The organism is Marinicrinis lubricantis (assembly GCF_042658665.1).
Classification (GTDB): domain Bacteria; phylum Bacillota; class Bacilli; order Paenibacillales; family KCTC-33676; genus Marinicrinis; species Marinicrinis lubricantis.
This window is the reverse complement of the sequence record NZ_JBHSQV010000186.1, coordinates 25644-42718: the sequence shown is the minus strand read 5'-3', so window position 1 is coordinate 42718 and position 17075 is coordinate 25644. Positions and strand designations below refer to the sequence as shown.

Here is a 17075-nt window from a genome sequence, read left to right as displayed (position 1 = left end):
GGATAATGAACGTGTGGTTGTTCCTGCACCTGCTTGGTGCGCTTTTATTCGTGGGCAATATTGTAACCGCGGCATTCTGGAAAATACGTGCCGACAGCCTTGGGGATGTTAAAGTGATCCATTATGCGGTGAAAAATGTCATGCTTGCCGACTATGTATTCACGCTTCCCGGCTTAGTGCTGCTTGTCGTCTCCGGTACTGTAATGGCAGAGCAGGCGGGATATTTGGAAGCAAGCTTCAATTGGCTCAGCTTGTCTCTCCTGTTGTTCGGTTTGACCGGTGTACTTTGGCTTGGGATGCTGATTCCGCTTCAGCGGAAAATGATTCGGCTTAGCGCGCAAGCCGCAAACAGCGGACTGCCGCCCGCCGAATATCGTAAAGCCTCTCTGCACTGGGCTATTTTCGGTACGGCTGCAACGCTGCTGCCTGTCGTGATCTTATACCTGATGATTGCCATGTTTCCAGCGAATGTCTATGCAGCCCGAAAGAAGCTCACGCTGGCGGAAAACCAGTTACCCCGATGGGGATTCGAGCAGTGCTGCAGATCATCTTTATCACGGCTGTGCTGCTCGCCGGATGGAACTCCTTATAAGCTTATCTGCAAATGTACCGAGGCTGGTGATACGCCACAGCTCGTACCCACCGATCGACTGGAAAACTGATGACCTTCCCGGTGTGCTCCAGCGCATCTCCTTTTAAGCTGCGAATCGTCTCTCTCGTACGGTGTAGCACTGATTTTACCGCAGAAACCGTGCAGTGATGCATCTGTGCAATTTCCTGCATGGAATAACCAAAGTACGACGACAGCAGCCACATCTCTAAATATCTTTCCGGCATATGCGCAAGCAGTGCCTCCACAATACTGCGGATTTGCACATAATCCGGCGAGGTGTAGGACTCCTGTACAACCTCCTGCTGCTCTACTGCGGTCTGGAGCTTATGCTCCTTTCGATATTGATCAATCCATAAATTGCGTGCAACCCGAAACAAAAATGCTCTCGTTTCCCGAATGGTCCCTTCACTCTTGTAGTACTTGAACGTTTTGAGCAGCGTTTCCTGATACAGATCATCCCCATCCCACTTCGATCGCGTTAAATAGCAGCAATAATTCCGCAGCTCATGGAGGTGAGGAATCACTAAATTTTCATATTTCGTCATCGCAGTCATTTTTTCCAGTACCTCTCTCCTTATTTTGCTGTTACGCTCCGCATCGAACCTTCACATCATTGTGCAGCTCCTTACGGAAAGGATGGGGTTGTAATGTATCATTCCGAACGTAGAGCATCAATCGGTTTCAAGCTCGCTGCTTTATTGGCTGGAAACAAACCAAATATAATCCCTACCACGACAGAGAATCCAAAAGCTACCAGCATCACGTTCAGCGAGTATACGACATCCATGCCCAGCGAGCTCGAGGCTATATTTCCTGCACCGATGCCGAGACCGATCCCAATGACGCCGCCAAGCCCGCTAAGCAGGATCGCTTCGATTAAAAATTGAACGAGAATATCGACCTTTTTGGCGCCGATCGCCTTGCGTATACCGATCTCTCTTGTTCTTTCGGTAACGGAAACGAGCATAATATTCATAATGCCGATGCCGCCTACGAGCAGTGAGATGCCCGCGATACCGCCCATCGCCAGCGCCAGCGTGTCTGAGACGGATGTTACGGTCTCCAGCAAGTCTTCTTGATTCATGACGGTATAGCTGTCGGTATTCCCGCGGAATGCCTCCGACAGTGCGGACTCTATTCCGGCTTTGGCCAAGTCCATCATCTCTTCCGATTCCGCAGACGCATATACCGTACGGACACCGACGGATTGAAACAGCCGTTCTGAGGAAGTAAGGGGGATCATCACCACCTCATCATTCGATCCGCTAGAAGAGTCACCTTTTTCCGTGAGCACGCCTACGACCTTATACCGGGTACCGTTCAACTGGACATATTCTCCCACTGGATCGGCAAAGCCGAACAATTCCTGTGCTGTCGCAGACCCTAAAATGGCCACTTTGTTATTGAATTGTAAATCTAGCGGCGCGATAAATCTTCCCGAAGCAAGCTCGTAGTTTTGTACCACCAAATAGTCTGTATTCGTGCCGAGCACACTGACAGTCACACTTGCCGTCCCCCGCTTGACCGTCGCATTCTGTGAATTGACCGGCGCCGCATATTCGACGCCTTCAATGTCACTTATACTTAACGCCGTCTCATAATCCAATGTATTGCTCGAACCTCTGCCTATAACATTGACAGTAATTAAATCAGAGCCAAGGCCTTGAACCTGTTCCGTTACCGTCTTGGTCGTTCCTTGGCCAAGACCTACCAACGCAATGACGGACCCTACCCCAATCATAATGCCGAGCATCGTTAAGAGCGAACGCAGCTTATTCGCCAAAATGCTCGCTGCCGCCATCTTAAAGCCTTGACTGAACTTCATAAGGGTCCCTTCCTTCCTCATACAGCTTCCCATCCTGAATACGGATGACGCGCTTGGCTTGCTTGGCAATGTCCATATCGTGGGTGATTAATACGATCGTATGGCCCTGTTCATTCAGCTCCTGCAGCAGCTGCATCACTTCGTTGCTCGTCTTCGTATCAAGCGCACCGGTCGGCTCGTCGGCAAGTAATAATGGCGGCTCACCCGCGAGAGCTCGGGCGATGGCAACCCGCTGCTGCTGTCCGCCGGAGAGCTCTGTCGGCTTGTGGCCCATCCGCTCCTCCAGCTTCACCTTGCGAAGTGCAGCAATCGCCAGCTCCTTGCGCTGTTTTGCCGGTACGCCGCGATAAATAAGCGGCAGCTCTACATTCTCCAATGCGCTCAGCTTGGACAACAGGTTGAAGCTTTGAAAAATAAACCCGATCTTTCGGTTGCGGATCGCTGCCAGCTTATTTTCGCTGAGCCGGCTCACCTCGTCCCCGTCCAACCAGTAGCTGCCGGAGGTTGGTGAATCGAGGCATCCGATCGTATTCATCAATGTAGATTTTCCGGACCCGGAAGGACCGATGATCGCTACCATTTCGCCCTGCATGACGGTCATCGACACTTCATCCAGCGCCTTTACAATCTCTCCGCCCATCCGGTACCGTTTCGATACATGCTCAATACGCAGCATAGGCTTGCCATAATCGATCACGCCCGTCATGGTCTACCGCCTCCAAAGCCCCCGGTTCCTCCGCCGCTAGGAAAGCTGCCTCCACTAGGGAATCCTCCTCCGCCAGGGAATCCACCCTCTGTGCCTCTCATCTCTTGACTGGAATTTGTACTGCTCACCATCACCTCCGGTAAAATGACGACATCTCCTTCACTCAGTCCCGAGACGATTTCAATGCTGTCTTCATTGCTAATCCCCACTTCTACGAAGGAGCGCATCTGAACGCTGGAGCCACCGCCTGCTAGTGCATTTCCACGAGTGGAGCCTCGATCCGCTGGCATGTCAGTTGGCAGATCCTGTGGCATCCCTTCCGGCATCTCGCCCTCTTGAGGTATCTCAGGTGTCACTTCGCCATCCGTCTCCTCTTCAGCTTCTTCGGCAGCAGGAACGAGAACAAAATATTGATCCCCCGCCTGCTGTATGGCTTCAATCGGCAGCAGCAATGCGTTTTCCTTATAGGCGGTTTGAATCGAGGCTTCCGCGGACATTCCCGCCTTCAAGCCGTCTGCCTCATTCAAGACAACCGTGACATCAAATGTTGAAACACCGTTGCTGGGCGTCCCTTCATCCGCGATCGCCATTACTTGTCCAGTGTATGTATGATTCGATAACGCTTCTACGATAATCTCGGCCTCCTGGCCAATCTCTACTTTAGAAATATCTAATTCATCAACAGCCACGACGATTTGGAATTGGTCGTAATTCACCACTTCACCAAGCTCATTCGTCTGGTCCGTAATCGTCTGACCAGTCTCTATATCCCAAGATGTTAAAATGCCATCGATGGGCGCGGTGATGGGTGCTTTCCCTTCCTGTTCAGTTAATTCCGCTAATTCCTCTTCCTTCTGCTGAATCCCCAGCTCCTGCCTCTGGATACTAAGACGAATCGATTCTCTCGCTTCATCATCTTCCGCCCTCTTGTATTGGTTCTGCAAATCTTGCAGCTCCAATCTGCTGTTCGACAGCTCAAGCTCCATACTCTCGATTTGATCGGTTACATCGTCTTTCTCAAAGCGAAGGAGAATATCCCCGGCTTTCACCTTGTCACCTTCATGAAAATAAACCTCAGCCACTTCTCCCGTTTCCGTTGCTTTAATGGTCTCTCTAGACAGCGGCTCAATATTTCCCGTTCCACTAATTCGGGATTCAATTGTGCCGCTTCGTACGGTCGTAGTCTGGACAGCGGCGGCAACCGTCTGCTCACCTTCTGCACGTATAAAGAACCACCAATAGGCAGCCCCTGCCCCAATAAGAACTACAAGACTGATAATTAGGCCAATTTTTTTACGATCCATACTGCTTTTCTCCTCTCTCTGCATTGTTCAACCATTCACAGTTCTGATCAAATGATGAAGGAGAAACCTTAAACTTAACTGAAATCTAACTGAATGTTTGCTAAAAGAAAGAACAAGCCCGCCCGAAATCATCGATATCCTTCGATCCGTTATATGGTAAAATAGTAGCGATCTTTTATGCCTATACAACAGAGAGGAGCAATCAAATGCGGAACAAATGGTTAGCCGCCCTAGTTGCGGTGAGCTTAGGCTGGAGTACTTTCGCTTCTTTTGCGAATGCCGCAAATGTGAACAAGGATTGGGTGTATGAAGACAAGCCTTCCTTCGGCAGTACTGGCCACGCTATCGAAGCGGCATCTGACGGGGGATGGGTCGTTTCAGGCTACAAGGATGAGATGTTTATGCTGCAAAAGCTTTCTGAAAGCGGAAACGTAGAATGGGAAAATACATACTACCCCGGGTTAGTTTCTTATGCGGTCATCGAGACAAGCGACGGGGGGGTATTTGGCCGTAGGCCAAACGCACTACTTATCAGATGAAGAAGCCGTTGAAGCGATTGCTGTAAAAGTCGATCCCGGCGGCAACCTGCTATGGCAGCAAATCTATGCAGGCGGGCGTGACCATATTCGGTCCGTTGTCGAGACGAAGGACGGGTATATGTTCTCCGGTATTATCGGTTCGGATGCAAATGGAGACGTGGGACTAACGAAAGTCGGTTTGGATGGAGAAATCATCGAAACCATCGCCTTATCTCCGGAAGTGAAAACTTACGAAACCTATATTTACGTTTCTCGAATCGGCCGCATGAATGACGGCGGATACGTGGTTTCGGTCGATTATGATATGACCGATGCGAAAGGGGAATATCACAGCCGTTCCCGCATCATCAAGCTGAATGCTGATCTTAAGGAACAATGGAAGTCGGACATTGATGGGGACGCCTTCTCGATTGAGCCGACGAATGACGGGGGTACGATCATTGCCGCGAGAACCGGCCTACAGAAACTGGGACTAACGAAGTTGAGCCCGAATGGAAAAACCACGTGGACTCGAATCTACGAACCTGAATTTTCCAGGAGCTACTTCCAAATCGAGCCGAAGCAAGTCATCCAAACGGTCGACGGCGGATACTTGACGGTCGGCGATGCCAGCAGCACAGGCCAGCAAATCTCTTATATGCTGAAGGTGGACTCGAACGGCAATAGGCTATGGGAGCATACCCTATACTCCGCGGGCTCCGGTATCGAGGACATCGCGTTGAACGATCAATATCAATATGCGGTCACTGGAAACAGCAGCAAGTATGGCGCTTTCGTCATGCAATGGCACTCAGATGAAAAACCGCCGATTCGCGTCGAAATCGATGGGGAGCCGCTTGCTCTGCAGCAGCCTCCGGTCGTTCAAAGCGGAACAACGCTCTTGCCCATGAGGGATTTATTTGAGGCATTAGGCGCGACGGTTCATTACGATCAGGCGACGAAGTCGATTAAAGCCGTGAAAGGCGCGAGAACGATTCTGCTTGTGGTCGGCCAGCCGTCCGTTGCCGTCACGGAAGGAGACAAAAGCCGCACCATCGAATTGAGCGTTCCAGCGCAGTTTATCGGCACGAAGACGATGGTCCCGCTCCGCTTCGCCAGTGAAGCGCTGGGCAACCAGATCATCTGGAACAGTGCGGAGCAGCTCATCGAGGTAGAGCTGTCTGCGAACGAATAATAACAAAAATCATTAACCTTATACTCGAATCAGCCGGATGATTGCTGTGCTCGTACAGCGATCATCCGGCTTTTTAATATTCCTCACCATCTTTTCTAATCCGCTGCGCTTCCTAAACAGAAAACGATATTTTTTACACTCATTTTACATCCCGTTAACCTGATCTGGTTTATTCCCTATGGACAGACTGATACCCTATAAGTAAATAAACAAATTGTTCAAATATGAACAAATGTCCAAAATAGGGGTGGTTTAATGCGTTAAATATCGCTTAGCCTCACGATGAAGCGGTCCCTCTTCCTCTAATTACTATGATAAGGGTGATAACGACAATGAAGCATCTATTGGTGAAAAAAGTATTATCCGCAGCTGTACTGCTGACCCTGGCATTCAATGTGGCTTGCTCCGGCGGCGGCAATGGCAATGCGAACGGCACAAGCGCCTCCCATTCGAATCCGCAGAGCAGCTCGAATGAATCGAATGCTGAACCCGTTGGCAAATACAACCCTCCGATTACGGTCACGATGGGAAGGGATCAATTAACGAATACGACTTTCCCGGAAGGCGATTCCTTAGACAACAACATCTGGACGAGGGCGCTGATGGATGAATACGGCATCCAAATCGAGAACCTGTGGGTGACGGATTCCTCTCAATATTGGGAGAAGCTGAACCTGACGATTGCATCTGGAGATTTACCGGATATTTTCCAAGTGAGACCTGCCCAATTGAAAGAATTAGCCGATGCAGGAATGCTGGCCGATTTAACCGATGTATATGAGACACACGCGACACCACTCATGAAGGAAAAATTAAATGAAGACGGAGGAAACGGATTGCAATCGGCCACGATTGACGGAAAGCTGATGGGACTTCCTTATGTTACGGCCGCGATTGATTCTGCTCCGATGATCTGGATCCGCAAAGACTGGCTGAACAATCTGGGACTCTCCGAGCCGAAAAGCTTAAGCGACATCATCGAAATTGCCAGAGCCTTTAAGGAAGACGATCCAGACCAAAACGGCCAAGATGATACGCTCGGACTTGGGGTCACACAGAACATCTTCGGTGCAGCCGGCGGACTGATGGGCTTCTTTAACGGCTATCATGCTTATACCAACATTTGGATTGAGGACCCTGCATCAGATGGACTCGTCAACGGACTCATTCAGCCTGAAATGAAAGAAGCACTCTCTCAATTGCAGCAAATGTATAAAGAAGGCATTATTGATCCCGAATTCTCAGCAAAGTCTGGCATTGGCGATGATGTGATCGCAGGCAAGCTCGGTATGTTCTATGGAACGATGTCACAGCCTCTGAATCCGCTGCAGCAAAGCAAGGACAAGGATCCGAATGCGGAGTGGCAGTATTATCCGCTCCTTTCCATTGACAATGAGCCTGCCCGGCCGCAAATATCCCACAATCCGCCGGTATACTTCGTTTCCAGCAAAGACAATGAAAATCCCGCAGCGATTGTGAAAATGATGAATTTATTCGCTGAGAAGTTCTTCGGTGAAACAGCGGATACCCGCTTCAACTATGACAATGACCATCCGTCTCACAAATATCAAGTCGTCCGTACCTACGGGGCTAGGAAAAACTTAAACAATTATTTGAATATCAAAGAAGCCTTCGAAACAGGAAGCATGGACAAGCTCAATCCGGAACAGCTGGAGCATTATGAGCAAATTAAGCAGTATCAGGCTGGAGAAGAGGGAATGTGGAAATACGCCAATATTTTCGGACCGGAAGGCTCCCTGTCGCTCGTGAATGATTATATCGAGAAGGATTTGCTCTATTCCGATCAATACGTCGGTCTGCCTACCGATTTAATGGTGGATAACAGCAGTATTTTAAGCGACTTGGCTGCAACCACCTTCACGAAAATCATCATGGGAGACTCGATCGATACGTTCGATGCCTTCGTCCAAGATTGGAAAAGCCTCGGCGGTGATGACATTACTGCGGAAGTCAACGAATGGTACCAAAGCTCAAAAACGGAATAACTCACGCTATGGTTTTCAGGGAGAACGATCTCGTTCTCTCTGAAACCTCTTCAAAACTATGAAATAGGGAGAAAATCGTATGCTTCCAATACGAAAAACACGGTCCGGCACGCTGCTGCCTGTTTCGCAAAAGTCGCTCCACTCCAGATGGCCGCTGCACCTGATGCTGATCCCTGGATTGCTGATCTTATTCATTTACCAGTACCTGCCGATGTTCGGCATCGTCATGGCTTTCCAAGATTACAAGCCCGCGCTCGGGTTTCGAGGGTCGGAATGGGTCGGATGGGACAATTTTGCTTATATTATGAAGCTGCCCAATATTACGCAGGTCGTCTGGAATGCATTTTATATTTCCATCATGAAGGTAATCGCGGGGCAAATCTTTCCGATCATCGTGGCCATTCTGCTTAATGAAGTCCGGAAATCGTTCTTTAAACGAACGTTCCAAACGTTGATCTATCTCCCGCATTTCCTGTCGTGGGTCATCCTGGGAGGGATTTTGATCGACATCCTGTCCCCCTCCACCGGATTTGTGAACCTCGTATTAGGCTGGTTCGGAGTAGACCCTATATTCTTTCTCGGAGATAAATCCTTATTCCCCTACGTCCTCGTAGCGACAGACTTATGGAAGGACTTTGGATTCAGCACCATTGTGTATTTAGCAGCGTTAACGAGCATCAATCCGAACTTGTACGAGGCTGCCGTTGTTGACGGGGCAAGCCGCTTACGGCAAATCTGGCATATTACGCTGCCAGGCATGGCTCCGATCATTGTGTTAGTAGCGACATTGAGCTTAGGGAGCATTCTTAACGCTGGATTCGACCAGGTCTTTAATCTATACAGTCCTGCCGTCTACGAAACAGGTGACATTATCGATACATTGGTATATCGTACGGGAATTTTGCAGGCGAAATATTCCTTGGCTACGGCAATTGGCCTGTTTAAATCGGTCGTATCGCTCATACTCATTGCTATTTCCTACTTCTTAGCTTATCGCATCGCAAACTATAGAATTTTTTAGCTGGAGGCGCTATGGTACAAGATCGAACAATCTCCGCAACGATATTTCAATGGTTCAATTATTTGTTTTTAACGCTGCTCGGCATCCTATGCATCATTCCGCTCATTCACGTATTGGCCGTTTCCTTCAGCTCCAGCTTAGAAGCGGACGCGGGAGCAGTGACGCTTTGGCCGCTGCAGTTTACAACGGATGCTTATGAATATGTCTTAAATAAACCGGAATTTTTCAGATCGATCGGTGTGACTCTGCAAAAGGTCGTCCTTGGTACAGCCCTCAACTTGGTCATGGTGATTCTGCTCGCTTACCCCCTGTCCCAGGAAGTCAAGACCTTTCCTATGCGTACGGTCTACGCATGGATCATCGTATTTACGATGCTGTTCAGCGGCGGACTGATTCCGACCTACATGATCGTCAAAGAAACTCATTTAATGGATACCATTTGGGCTCTCGTGCTGCCTGGTGCGATACCGGTCTTCCACGTCATGATGCTGCTCAATTTCTTCCGAGGCATCCCGAAAGAACTGAAAGAAGCCGCCCACATCGACGGAGCAGGGCATTGGACGATTCTGTGGCGAGTGATGCTGCCGCTGTCTATTCCCGCCCTCGCTACTTTATTGCTGTTCAATCTAGTCGGGCATTGGAATTCCTGGTTCGACGGGATGATCTATATGAATTCCCCGGAAAACTATCCGCTTCAAACGTATTTGCGCACGATTATTATCGAGCTTGACTTTACCGCGCTTGGGGCAATGGATGCTATACATCAGCTGGAAAATGTGTCGGAACGCACGACAAGGGCTGCCCAAATCTTCCTAGGCTCGCTCCCGATCATGCTGGTATATCCGTTTCTTCAAAAATACTTTATGAAAGGCATTGTGCTAGGAAGCGTAAAAGGCTAAAACCAACGATCTGTGGAGGTGTTGATGATGAAAGATCAAGCGATAAGCTGGCAGGCCCAATGGATTTGGAATGCCTATGAAGAGAGCCCAAGGAATGAATGGTGGTGCTTTCGCAAGGAGTTTACCGTATCGGCAGCGGAAGCGGAGCATGCGACATTATCCATTACCGCAGATTCCAGATATGTGCTGTATGTGAATGGCACGCAGCTTGGCCGCGGACCCGTTCGATGCTGGCCGTTGGAGCAAGTCTACGATACGTATGAAGTCGGGCATCTATTGAAAAAGGATCAAAAAAATACCATCGCTGTACTCGTCATGCATTTTGGCATTTCTACTTATTCTTACCTCCTGGGACGCGGCGGCCTGATCGCTCAGCTGAACGTTGTTGATTCAGACCACCATTGTGATGCGATTCTCACGACGGATGCAAGCTGGAAAGTATCCCGCCACTTCGGGCAGCATTCGCGCGTCCCGCGCATGTCGTTCCAGCAGGGCTTTGCCGAACGAATCGATGCCCGGAACTGGGATGAAGCATGGGTCCTGCCCGAATACAATGATGCTGCATGGGAGCATGCGACCGTCATCGGGGAGCCAGGGATGGAGCCGTGGAAGAAGCTGATCCCGCGAGATATTCCACTGATGAGTGAAACAGACGCATATCCTTCCAGAGTGGAATCGCTGCATGAAGTCCGTCCCGTTGATTGGACGACCATCATTGACACTCGCACGCAGATGGCGCCCGGAAGCGAGGAGCATGCGAATGCCTATGGCTACGCCGGCTATATCGCGACGGTCGTCCGAGCGGATGAATCCGGGACAGCGAAGGTTGGATTCACATATCGTTCGCCCCATGTTCATGGTCTCATCCTCAACGGCGAACGATTTACAAGGGAGCAGCTTATGTCCGGGCCGCTCGAGGTGAAGCTGCACCAGGGAGATAACCTCTTCATGGTGGAGCTGATTGGTCAGGATCACGGCCGCGGATTGTTTCTCGGCATGGACAGCGAGCTTCCGTTCGAGCTTGTTTCCCCTTTGACAGACGAAGCAGCTTATTCTCCCTTTGTATCCATCGGGCCATTCTATCAATATGAATATATCGACCATCAATTTGGAACGGATGCACAAGCGAAGCACCGTGCCATCGCGGCCTGCGGCGCTCGTGACGAGAAAGCAATCGATGCGGAGGCAGCACAGGATAAACAGGAATTTAAGATATTTTGCAGCGCGGGAGAGTCCCGAACAGCTCATGAACTGATGGAATGGAAAGAGTGGATTCGTCCCGTTCCGCTGCAGCTTGTGAGTGAGGATGCCGTCATCTCCTTGTCCGCTTGGAAAAAGGTCTCGACCGAGCATCCAGTTCAGGCGCAGCTCCAGCAAGCCGTCATGGCTACGCCTCTTGCTGCCGTCCTGCCGGTGTATAGCGGTGCGGATACCGAACTCATTATTGACTTCGGAAAAGTGATGTCCGGCTACATATCTTTCGAGCTGGATGCAGGAGAAGGGACAATCGTGGACTTGTATGGATTTGAATATATGCGGGACGGCTGGATTCAGCATATGCATTACTTAGAAAATTCCATCCGGTATATTTGCCGTGAAGGAAGGCAGCAATACCTTTCTCCCATCCGCAGAGGATTCAGGTATATCATTGTGACCGTCCGGCAGGCCAGCCGCCCTGTTCGCTTGTACGACCTTCATATGAAACTGAACCATTATCCGATCGCCGAAGTCGGCCAGTTTCAATGCTCCGATGCGATGCTGAATGAAATTTGGAAAATCAGCCAGCATACCACGAAATTGTGCATGGAGGATACGTTCGTCGACTGCCCCAGCTTTGAACAAGCGTTTTGGGTAGGGGACAGCCGCAATGAAGCGCTAATTGCCTATTATTTATTCGGCAGCGAGGAATTCATCAAGCGCTGTCTGCAGCTTGTGCCGGGCTCTCGCTATCAAACTCCGCTGCTTGTCGACCAAGTGCCCAGCGGTTTCAACAGTGTCATCCCGAACTGGACCTTCTTCTGGGTCATTGCCTGCTTAGAATATTACAAGCGAACGAATGACGAGGACTTTGTCCGGACGATATGGCCGGAGGTACAGCATACCCTGTCTCATTACATGGAGCTGCTGGATGAACGCGGACTGCTGTTCATGCATGCTTGGAACTTCTTGGATTGGGCTCCGATTGACCAGCCTAGGCATGGCGTTGTCACACATCAAAATATGTTTCTTGTGGGGGCGCTCCATGCCGCTGCCGATTTAGCCGAAATCGCTCAGGCCACGGAGGACGCAGATGTCTGCAGACAACAGGCAAAGCAGCTCAAATCCGCTGTGAACGCGGTGCTCTGGTCAGACGAGATGGAGGCTTATCTCGATTGCATTCACGGAGACGGCAGGCACTCGGACATCTTCAGCATGCAGACACAGGTCGTTGCCTTGTTATGCGGCATCGCCGAAGGAGACCGCCACCGAAAGCTTGCCTCCTATATGGTTTCACCGCCCGAGACGTTCGTGCCGATCGGAAGTCCGTTCATGTCCTTCTTTTATTACGAGGCCTTAGCACAGATCGGTGAATTCGACCAGATGGTAGACGATATCCGTTATCAATATGGACGGATGATCCAATATGGAGCAACGACGTGCTGGGAAATGTATCCGAAGGTCGATATCGACGAGGATCATCCGCAGCAGCTCACACGAAGCCACTGCCATGCATGGTCGGCAGCTCCTCCCTATTTTCTCGGTTCTTATGTGTTAGGGGTTCGCGGGGAAGCGTCCGGTTGGCGTAAAGTATCGGTTCAGCCAAATCCATGCGGGCTGACGTGGGCTCGCGGCAGCGTTCCTCTGCCGGATTCGGGACGTATCGATGTGTCTTGGCGCCTTACGGATGACCACAAACTGAAGCTTCAAATCTCGGCACCGCCGCAGGTGGAGGTCGAGGCCAAGCTCCCAGATGGATATGAGGGCGAAATGATACTCAAAAGGACGGGATCCTATGATGTATGAACAGACTCGGACGATTTGGTGGCAGGCGCATCGCGGCGGCGGTGCGCATGAAGCACCCGATAATACGATGGCCGCCAATCGATATACTTGGGCACTTGGCGGTATTCCAGAAGCCGACCTGCGTACAACCAAGGATGGCGTAATCATCTGTCTCCATGATGATACATTGGCAAGGACGACAACTGCCCCTTCAAGCATAAAGGACACATCCGCCTCAGATCTAACCTTCGATGAAATTCGCCCTTGGGATGCTGGCTTGAAGTTTGACGATCGTTTTCGCGGGGAAACCGTCCCTTCCCTTCAAGACGTTTTTGCAGAAATGAGCGGAAGACCGGAGCGAATGATGTACCTGGACCTCAAGCAAGTGGATTTAGTTCAACTCGGCAAGCTCATTGACCAGTATGGAGTCAACCGCCAAGTCATCTTCACCCATCACCTGCAGGACAACTGCAGACGAATGAAGCAAATCGCTTCCGATGTCCGAAGCATGCTGTGGATCGGGGGCAAGGCGGAGCAGATCAAGGAGAAGTTTGAGCTTGCCCGCCGGTCATCCTTTGACGGACTCGATCAAGTACAGCTTCATCTGAATCTCTTAAACGACCCCCAAGGGGACTGGAGATATACACTTGAGCCTGAATTTCTGGAATACGCTCTACAGGTCACCTCCTCCTGCGGTATCGAGCTAGAGGTGCTGCCCTTTTCCTTTGATGAGCGGTCTATACATCTCTTGCTTCAGTTGGGCATCCAGTGGTTTGCAACCGATGAGCCTTCCCTATTCGTGACATACGTTCGCTCCTGGCAAAAGAGCACGTAACCCTTGCAGGTGATTTCATTTTTATTAATCCATCGTACGAAAGGCTGAATCCTATGAACATATTAGTTACTGCACCTTTTGAAGAGGAAGATATCCTCAAGCTGCAGCGTTTTGGAAGCGTCATTTACCGCCCTTGGAAAACCAACAATCATCCGTTCTCCCCGTCTGAGCTGATCCAATTGCTGAGCGAATCGGATGCCGATGCTTTGATCATTGAACATGACACGGTTACCTCTACCGTTTTTGAACAAATAGATTTGAAGTTTATTGGTGTATGCCGCGGCACTCCTTCGAATGTCGATCTCGCCGCTGCAACCCGCCATCATGTCCCGGTGTTCCATACACCGGCCCGCAATGCGCAAGCCGTCGCCGAATACGTGCTGGCGGAAATCATCTCTATGCTTCGAAAAATACCTGAAAGCAAAAGATGGCTGCAGGAGCGCAGTTGGACGGGGCTTAGCCACGATTCCTACCTTCAATTTAGAGGCACAGAACTATCGGGTAAAACGGTCGGACTCGTCGGATTAGGCGGTGTAGGCCGAAGAATCGCGCAGTTATTGAAGGCTTTCGGCTGCCAAATCCAATACTTTGACCCCTATCTTGCCGCTTCGCCGGATCCGGATTACCGTTCGACCCGTATTGAGCATGTATTTGCCACAAGCGATATTGTTTCGATTCACCTGCCCGTGACGAAGGAAACCATTGGAAGCATTGACAGCAGGCTTCTGCGGCAAATGAAGCCGGACGCTATCTTTGTCAACAGTGCAAGAGCTGCCGTCGTGGATCGAAAGTCGTTATTCCAAGTTTTGAAGGAAGGCTCCATTAGCGGTGCGATTGTGGATGTGTTTTACGCCGAGCCTCCTGATGATGAGGATTACGAAATGATGAACCTGCCGAACGTATCTGCTACACCGCATATTGCAGGCAACACGTTCGAAGTGGACAAGCACCATGCAGAAATCATGCTCGAAGCACTGCACAGCTGGGAACAGAAGCACCAGCCTCCTAAGTATTTGGTGAATCCGGAGGTACAAGCCCATCATACCGCATCGTAACGGAGGAGAATAAAATGCAGACGGAGCTAGCTTTCTTAGGAATTGATATCGGCACACAAGGGGTAAGAGTAACGGGGCTATTAGAACATGGCGAGCTGTGCGCAAGTTACGCTTCCCCGTTCACATCGCATCATCCCCATCAAGTGCTGCGGCAGGAACAGGATCCGGAGGATTGGTGGCGATCAGTCGTGATTTGCTTGCAGCACGTCGTGATGGATCTGAAGAAGCGAAATGCACTGACCCGAATCCATTCCATCACGGTATCCTCGACCTCCGGAACGGTCATCCCCCTGGATCGGGATCATCGTCCCCTATCCAAAGCCATCATGTACAGTGATCAGCGTTCACATGAATTCGCCAAGACATGCTGTCATGCGGCGGAACAGTCGGGTGTACCTTTCACCGCTTTCAACAGCTCCTCCGGGCTCTCGAAAATGGTTTGGTTTCAGCATGCCTGCCCTATGCTGGCGGAGCAAGCGGCCTATTGGATTCATGCTGCCGATTTCATTGTAGGCCGCCTATGCGGCATCTGGGGCGTTTCGGACGAAACGAACAGCCTAAAGTCCGGGTACGATCTGATGAACCGGAGGTGGCCGAATTATATTCAGGACGCGCTCGGCATCCCGAGAAGCTCGCTTCCTGGGGTGGTCCCTACCGGCACCATACTCGGCCCTGTGACGAAGGACGTTGCCGAATTAACAGGCCTCCCGCCCACCGCTCATGTAACGGTTGGCGTGACGGATAGCTGCGCTTCCCAAATCGCCTCCGGCGCATTTCGGCCTGGCGATTGGAATACGACCATCGGTACGACCTTGGTGTTAAAAGGGGTGACTCGTGACCCGATCGACGATCCGCATCATCGCATTTATAACCATAGACATCCTGACGGCTATTGGATGCCCGGCGGGGCAAGCAATACGGGGGCGGATTGGGTCACCCTCGACTATAGCGATCACGAATTGGACCAGCTCAATAAAGAGGCGGTTCTGCTCACTCCTACCCCTTGGCTTGCATACCCGCTCAAGCAGCATGGCGAACGGTTTCCCTTCACAGCCCCCCATGCCGAAGGCTTCGAGCCCTCCCATTTAACGAGGGCGGAGCAATTTGCCGCCCGAATGGAAGGAACCGCTTATATCGAGCGCATGGCTTATCACTTGGTAGAAGAGCTTTCCAGGCAGAAAGTCGGACAAGTCTATACGGCGGGCGGAGCAAGCAACAGCTTAACGTGGCTCCAAATTCGAAGCGATGTGATGAGAGTGCCGATTTTGAAAATGAAACACGCTTCTGGCTCTGCCGGTGCAGCTGTCCTGGCGGCTTCCCGAACCCATTACAGCAATTTGCAGGAGGCCGGGTCCCAGATGGTTGTGCTAGACCGCCGTATTGAGCCAAGCGGCGCGTCCTTGCAGCAGCAGTACGCAGAGCGCTACGAAGCATTCATTCAGCAGCTGTCGGACAAGGGCTATCTATCTTCTTTTCGAAAGGATGCGAATCGATGACTCGATTAATTATGTTGCGTCACGGTGAAACCGAATGGAATGCTGCGAACAACCGGTTCTGTGGACATTCCGATATCCCGCTGTCCGAAACGGGCAGGCGGCAGGCGGAGGCGGCCGCTGATTGGCTGAAGGACATTCATGTCGATCACATCTATGCTTCCACGCTGCAAAGAGCGGTCGAAACCGCAGCCTTCATTGCCCACCGTCACCAGCTGCCGGTGAAGCAGGAGCAAGATTTGCAAGAAATCAACTACGGACGATGGGAAGGCTTAACACAGCCGGAAATCGAGCAGCAGTATCCGCACAGCTGGAGCGGCTGGTTCCGCCAGCCTGAAGATTTTCCCGCCGGTGAGGTTGGTGAAAACGCTTTGCAGTTGTATAATCGTTATGAGCAATGCATTCATGCGTTATGCGCCCGCCATAGCGGGGAGCATATCGTCATCGTCAGCCATAGTGCGGCCATTCGTATTTTTCTAACCGGCGTCCTGCAAATGCCGTTACGGGCGTATCGAAAATTAGTGCTGCACAATACAGGCGTATGTGTTTTGGAAACAGCACCGGAAGGCGTCCTGAAACTGCTGCAGTTTAACGGCAAGCCGCATGCGCTGTGAAGCCTTTCA

General features: G+C 50.8%; 15 protein-coding genes. 11 read left to right on the top strand and 4 right to left on the bottom strand.

All coding sequences use genetic code 11. The features are described 5' to 3' along the window. Positions 1-5 precede the first annotated feature (5 nt). Complete coding sequence (locus ACFPXP_RS21425) at positions 6-662, top strand: DUF2269 family protein (RefSeq protein WP_379896511.1); 657 nt, start codon at positions 6-8, stop codon at positions 660-662. Here the strand turns inward: ACFPXP_RS21425 and ACFPXP_RS21420 are convergent. The 4 genes from ACFPXP_RS21420 to ACFPXP_RS21405 form a co-directional block, all read right to left on the bottom strand. Beyond that, a complete protein-coding gene (locus ACFPXP_RS21420) occupies positions 595-1167 on the bottom strand; it encodes an RNA polymerase sigma factor (RefSeq protein ID WP_379896510.1) in 573 nt (190 codons plus the stop codon). The genes ACFPXP_RS21425 and ACFPXP_RS21420 overlap by 68 nt on opposite strands. Before the next feature lie 98 nt (positions 1168-1265). Beyond that, the gene (locus ACFPXP_RS21415; RefSeq protein WP_379896509.1) at positions 1266-2438 is read right to left on the bottom strand and encodes an ABC transporter permease; all 1173 of its coding nucleotides are present in this window, start codon (positions 2436-2438) and stop codon (positions 1266-1268) included. Beyond that, entirely contained in the window at positions 2416-3144 is a 729-nt protein-coding gene (locus ACFPXP_RS21410; RefSeq protein ID WP_379896508.1) for an ABC transporter ATP-binding protein, read from the bottom strand. Before ACFPXP_RS21410 ends, ACFPXP_RS21415 begins: the two co-directional genes overlap by 23 nt. Beyond that, positions 3141-4448 carry an efflux RND transporter periplasmic adaptor subunit gene (locus ACFPXP_RS21405; protein WP_379896507.1) on the bottom strand — a complete coding sequence of 436 codons (1308 nt, stop codon included), beginning with the start codon at positions 4446-4448 and terminating at the stop codon, positions 3141-3143. Before ACFPXP_RS21405 ends, ACFPXP_RS21410 begins: the two co-directional genes overlap by 4 nt. A 206-nt stretch (positions 4449-4654) precedes the next feature. Between ACFPXP_RS21405 and ACFPXP_RS21400 the strand changes: the two genes are divergently transcribed. The 10 genes from ACFPXP_RS21400 to ACFPXP_RS21355 all read left to right on the top strand — a co-directional run bounded on the left by ACFPXP_RS21400 (position 4655) and on the right by ACFPXP_RS21355 (position 17066). After that, complete coding sequence (locus ACFPXP_RS21400) at positions 4655-4987, top strand: hypothetical protein (protein ID WP_379896506.1); 333 nt, start codon at positions 4655-4657, stop codon at positions 4985-4987. Then, entirely contained in the window at positions 4953-6161 is a 1209-nt protein-coding gene (locus ACFPXP_RS21395; RefSeq protein ID WP_379896504.1) for a copper amine oxidase N-terminal domain-containing protein, read from the top strand. The genes ACFPXP_RS21400 and ACFPXP_RS21395 overlap by 35 nt, the downstream gene beginning before the upstream one ends. A 332-nt stretch (positions 6162-6493) precedes the next feature. After that, positions 6494-8167 (top strand): extracellular solute-binding protein, encoded by a 1674-nt coding sequence (locus ACFPXP_RS21390; RefSeq protein ID WP_379896503.1) that lies wholly within the window; start codon positions 6494-6496, stop codon positions 8165-8167. A gap of 79 nt (positions 8168-8246) precedes the next feature. Further along, positions 8247-9188: an ABC transporter permease gene (locus ACFPXP_RS21385; protein ID WP_379896501.1), complete on the top strand. Its 942-nt coding sequence runs from the start codon at positions 8247-8249 to the stop codon at positions 9186-9188. A gap of 11 nt (positions 9189-9199) precedes the next feature. After that, positions 9200-10087, top strand: a complete 888-nt coding sequence (locus tag ACFPXP_RS21380; protein WP_379896500.1) for a carbohydrate ABC transporter permease — start codon at positions 9200-9202, stop codon at positions 10085-10087. Positions 10088-10111: 24 nt separating this feature from the next. Further along, positions 10112-13090, top strand: a complete 2979-nt coding sequence (locus tag ACFPXP_RS21375) for a family 78 glycoside hydrolase catalytic domain (protein ID WP_379896498.1) — start codon at positions 10112-10114, stop codon at positions 13088-13090. Further along, entirely contained in the window at positions 13080-13904 is an 825-nt protein-coding gene (locus ACFPXP_RS21370; protein WP_379896496.1) for a glycerophosphodiester phosphodiesterase, read from the top strand. Before ACFPXP_RS21375 ends, ACFPXP_RS21370 begins: the two co-directional genes overlap by 11 nt. A 53-nt stretch (positions 13905-13957) precedes the next feature. Further along, positions 13958-14959: an NAD(P)-dependent oxidoreductase gene (locus ACFPXP_RS21365; RefSeq protein ID WP_379896495.1), complete on the top strand. Its 1002-nt coding sequence runs from the start codon at positions 13958-13960 to the stop codon at positions 14957-14959. 14 nt (positions 14960-14973) lie between these two features. Next, positions 14974-16455, top strand: coding sequence for an FGGY-family carbohydrate kinase (locus ACFPXP_RS21360; RefSeq protein WP_379896493.1), 1482 nt, complete (start codon positions 14974-14976; stop codon positions 16453-16455). Further along, the gene (locus ACFPXP_RS21355) at positions 16452-17066 is read left to right on the top strand and encodes a histidine phosphatase family protein (protein ID WP_379896492.1); all 615 of its coding nucleotides are present in this window, start codon (positions 16452-16454) and stop codon (positions 17064-17066) included. The genes ACFPXP_RS21360 and ACFPXP_RS21355 overlap by 4 nt, the downstream gene beginning before the upstream one ends. Positions 17067-17075: the final 9 nt, after the last annotated feature.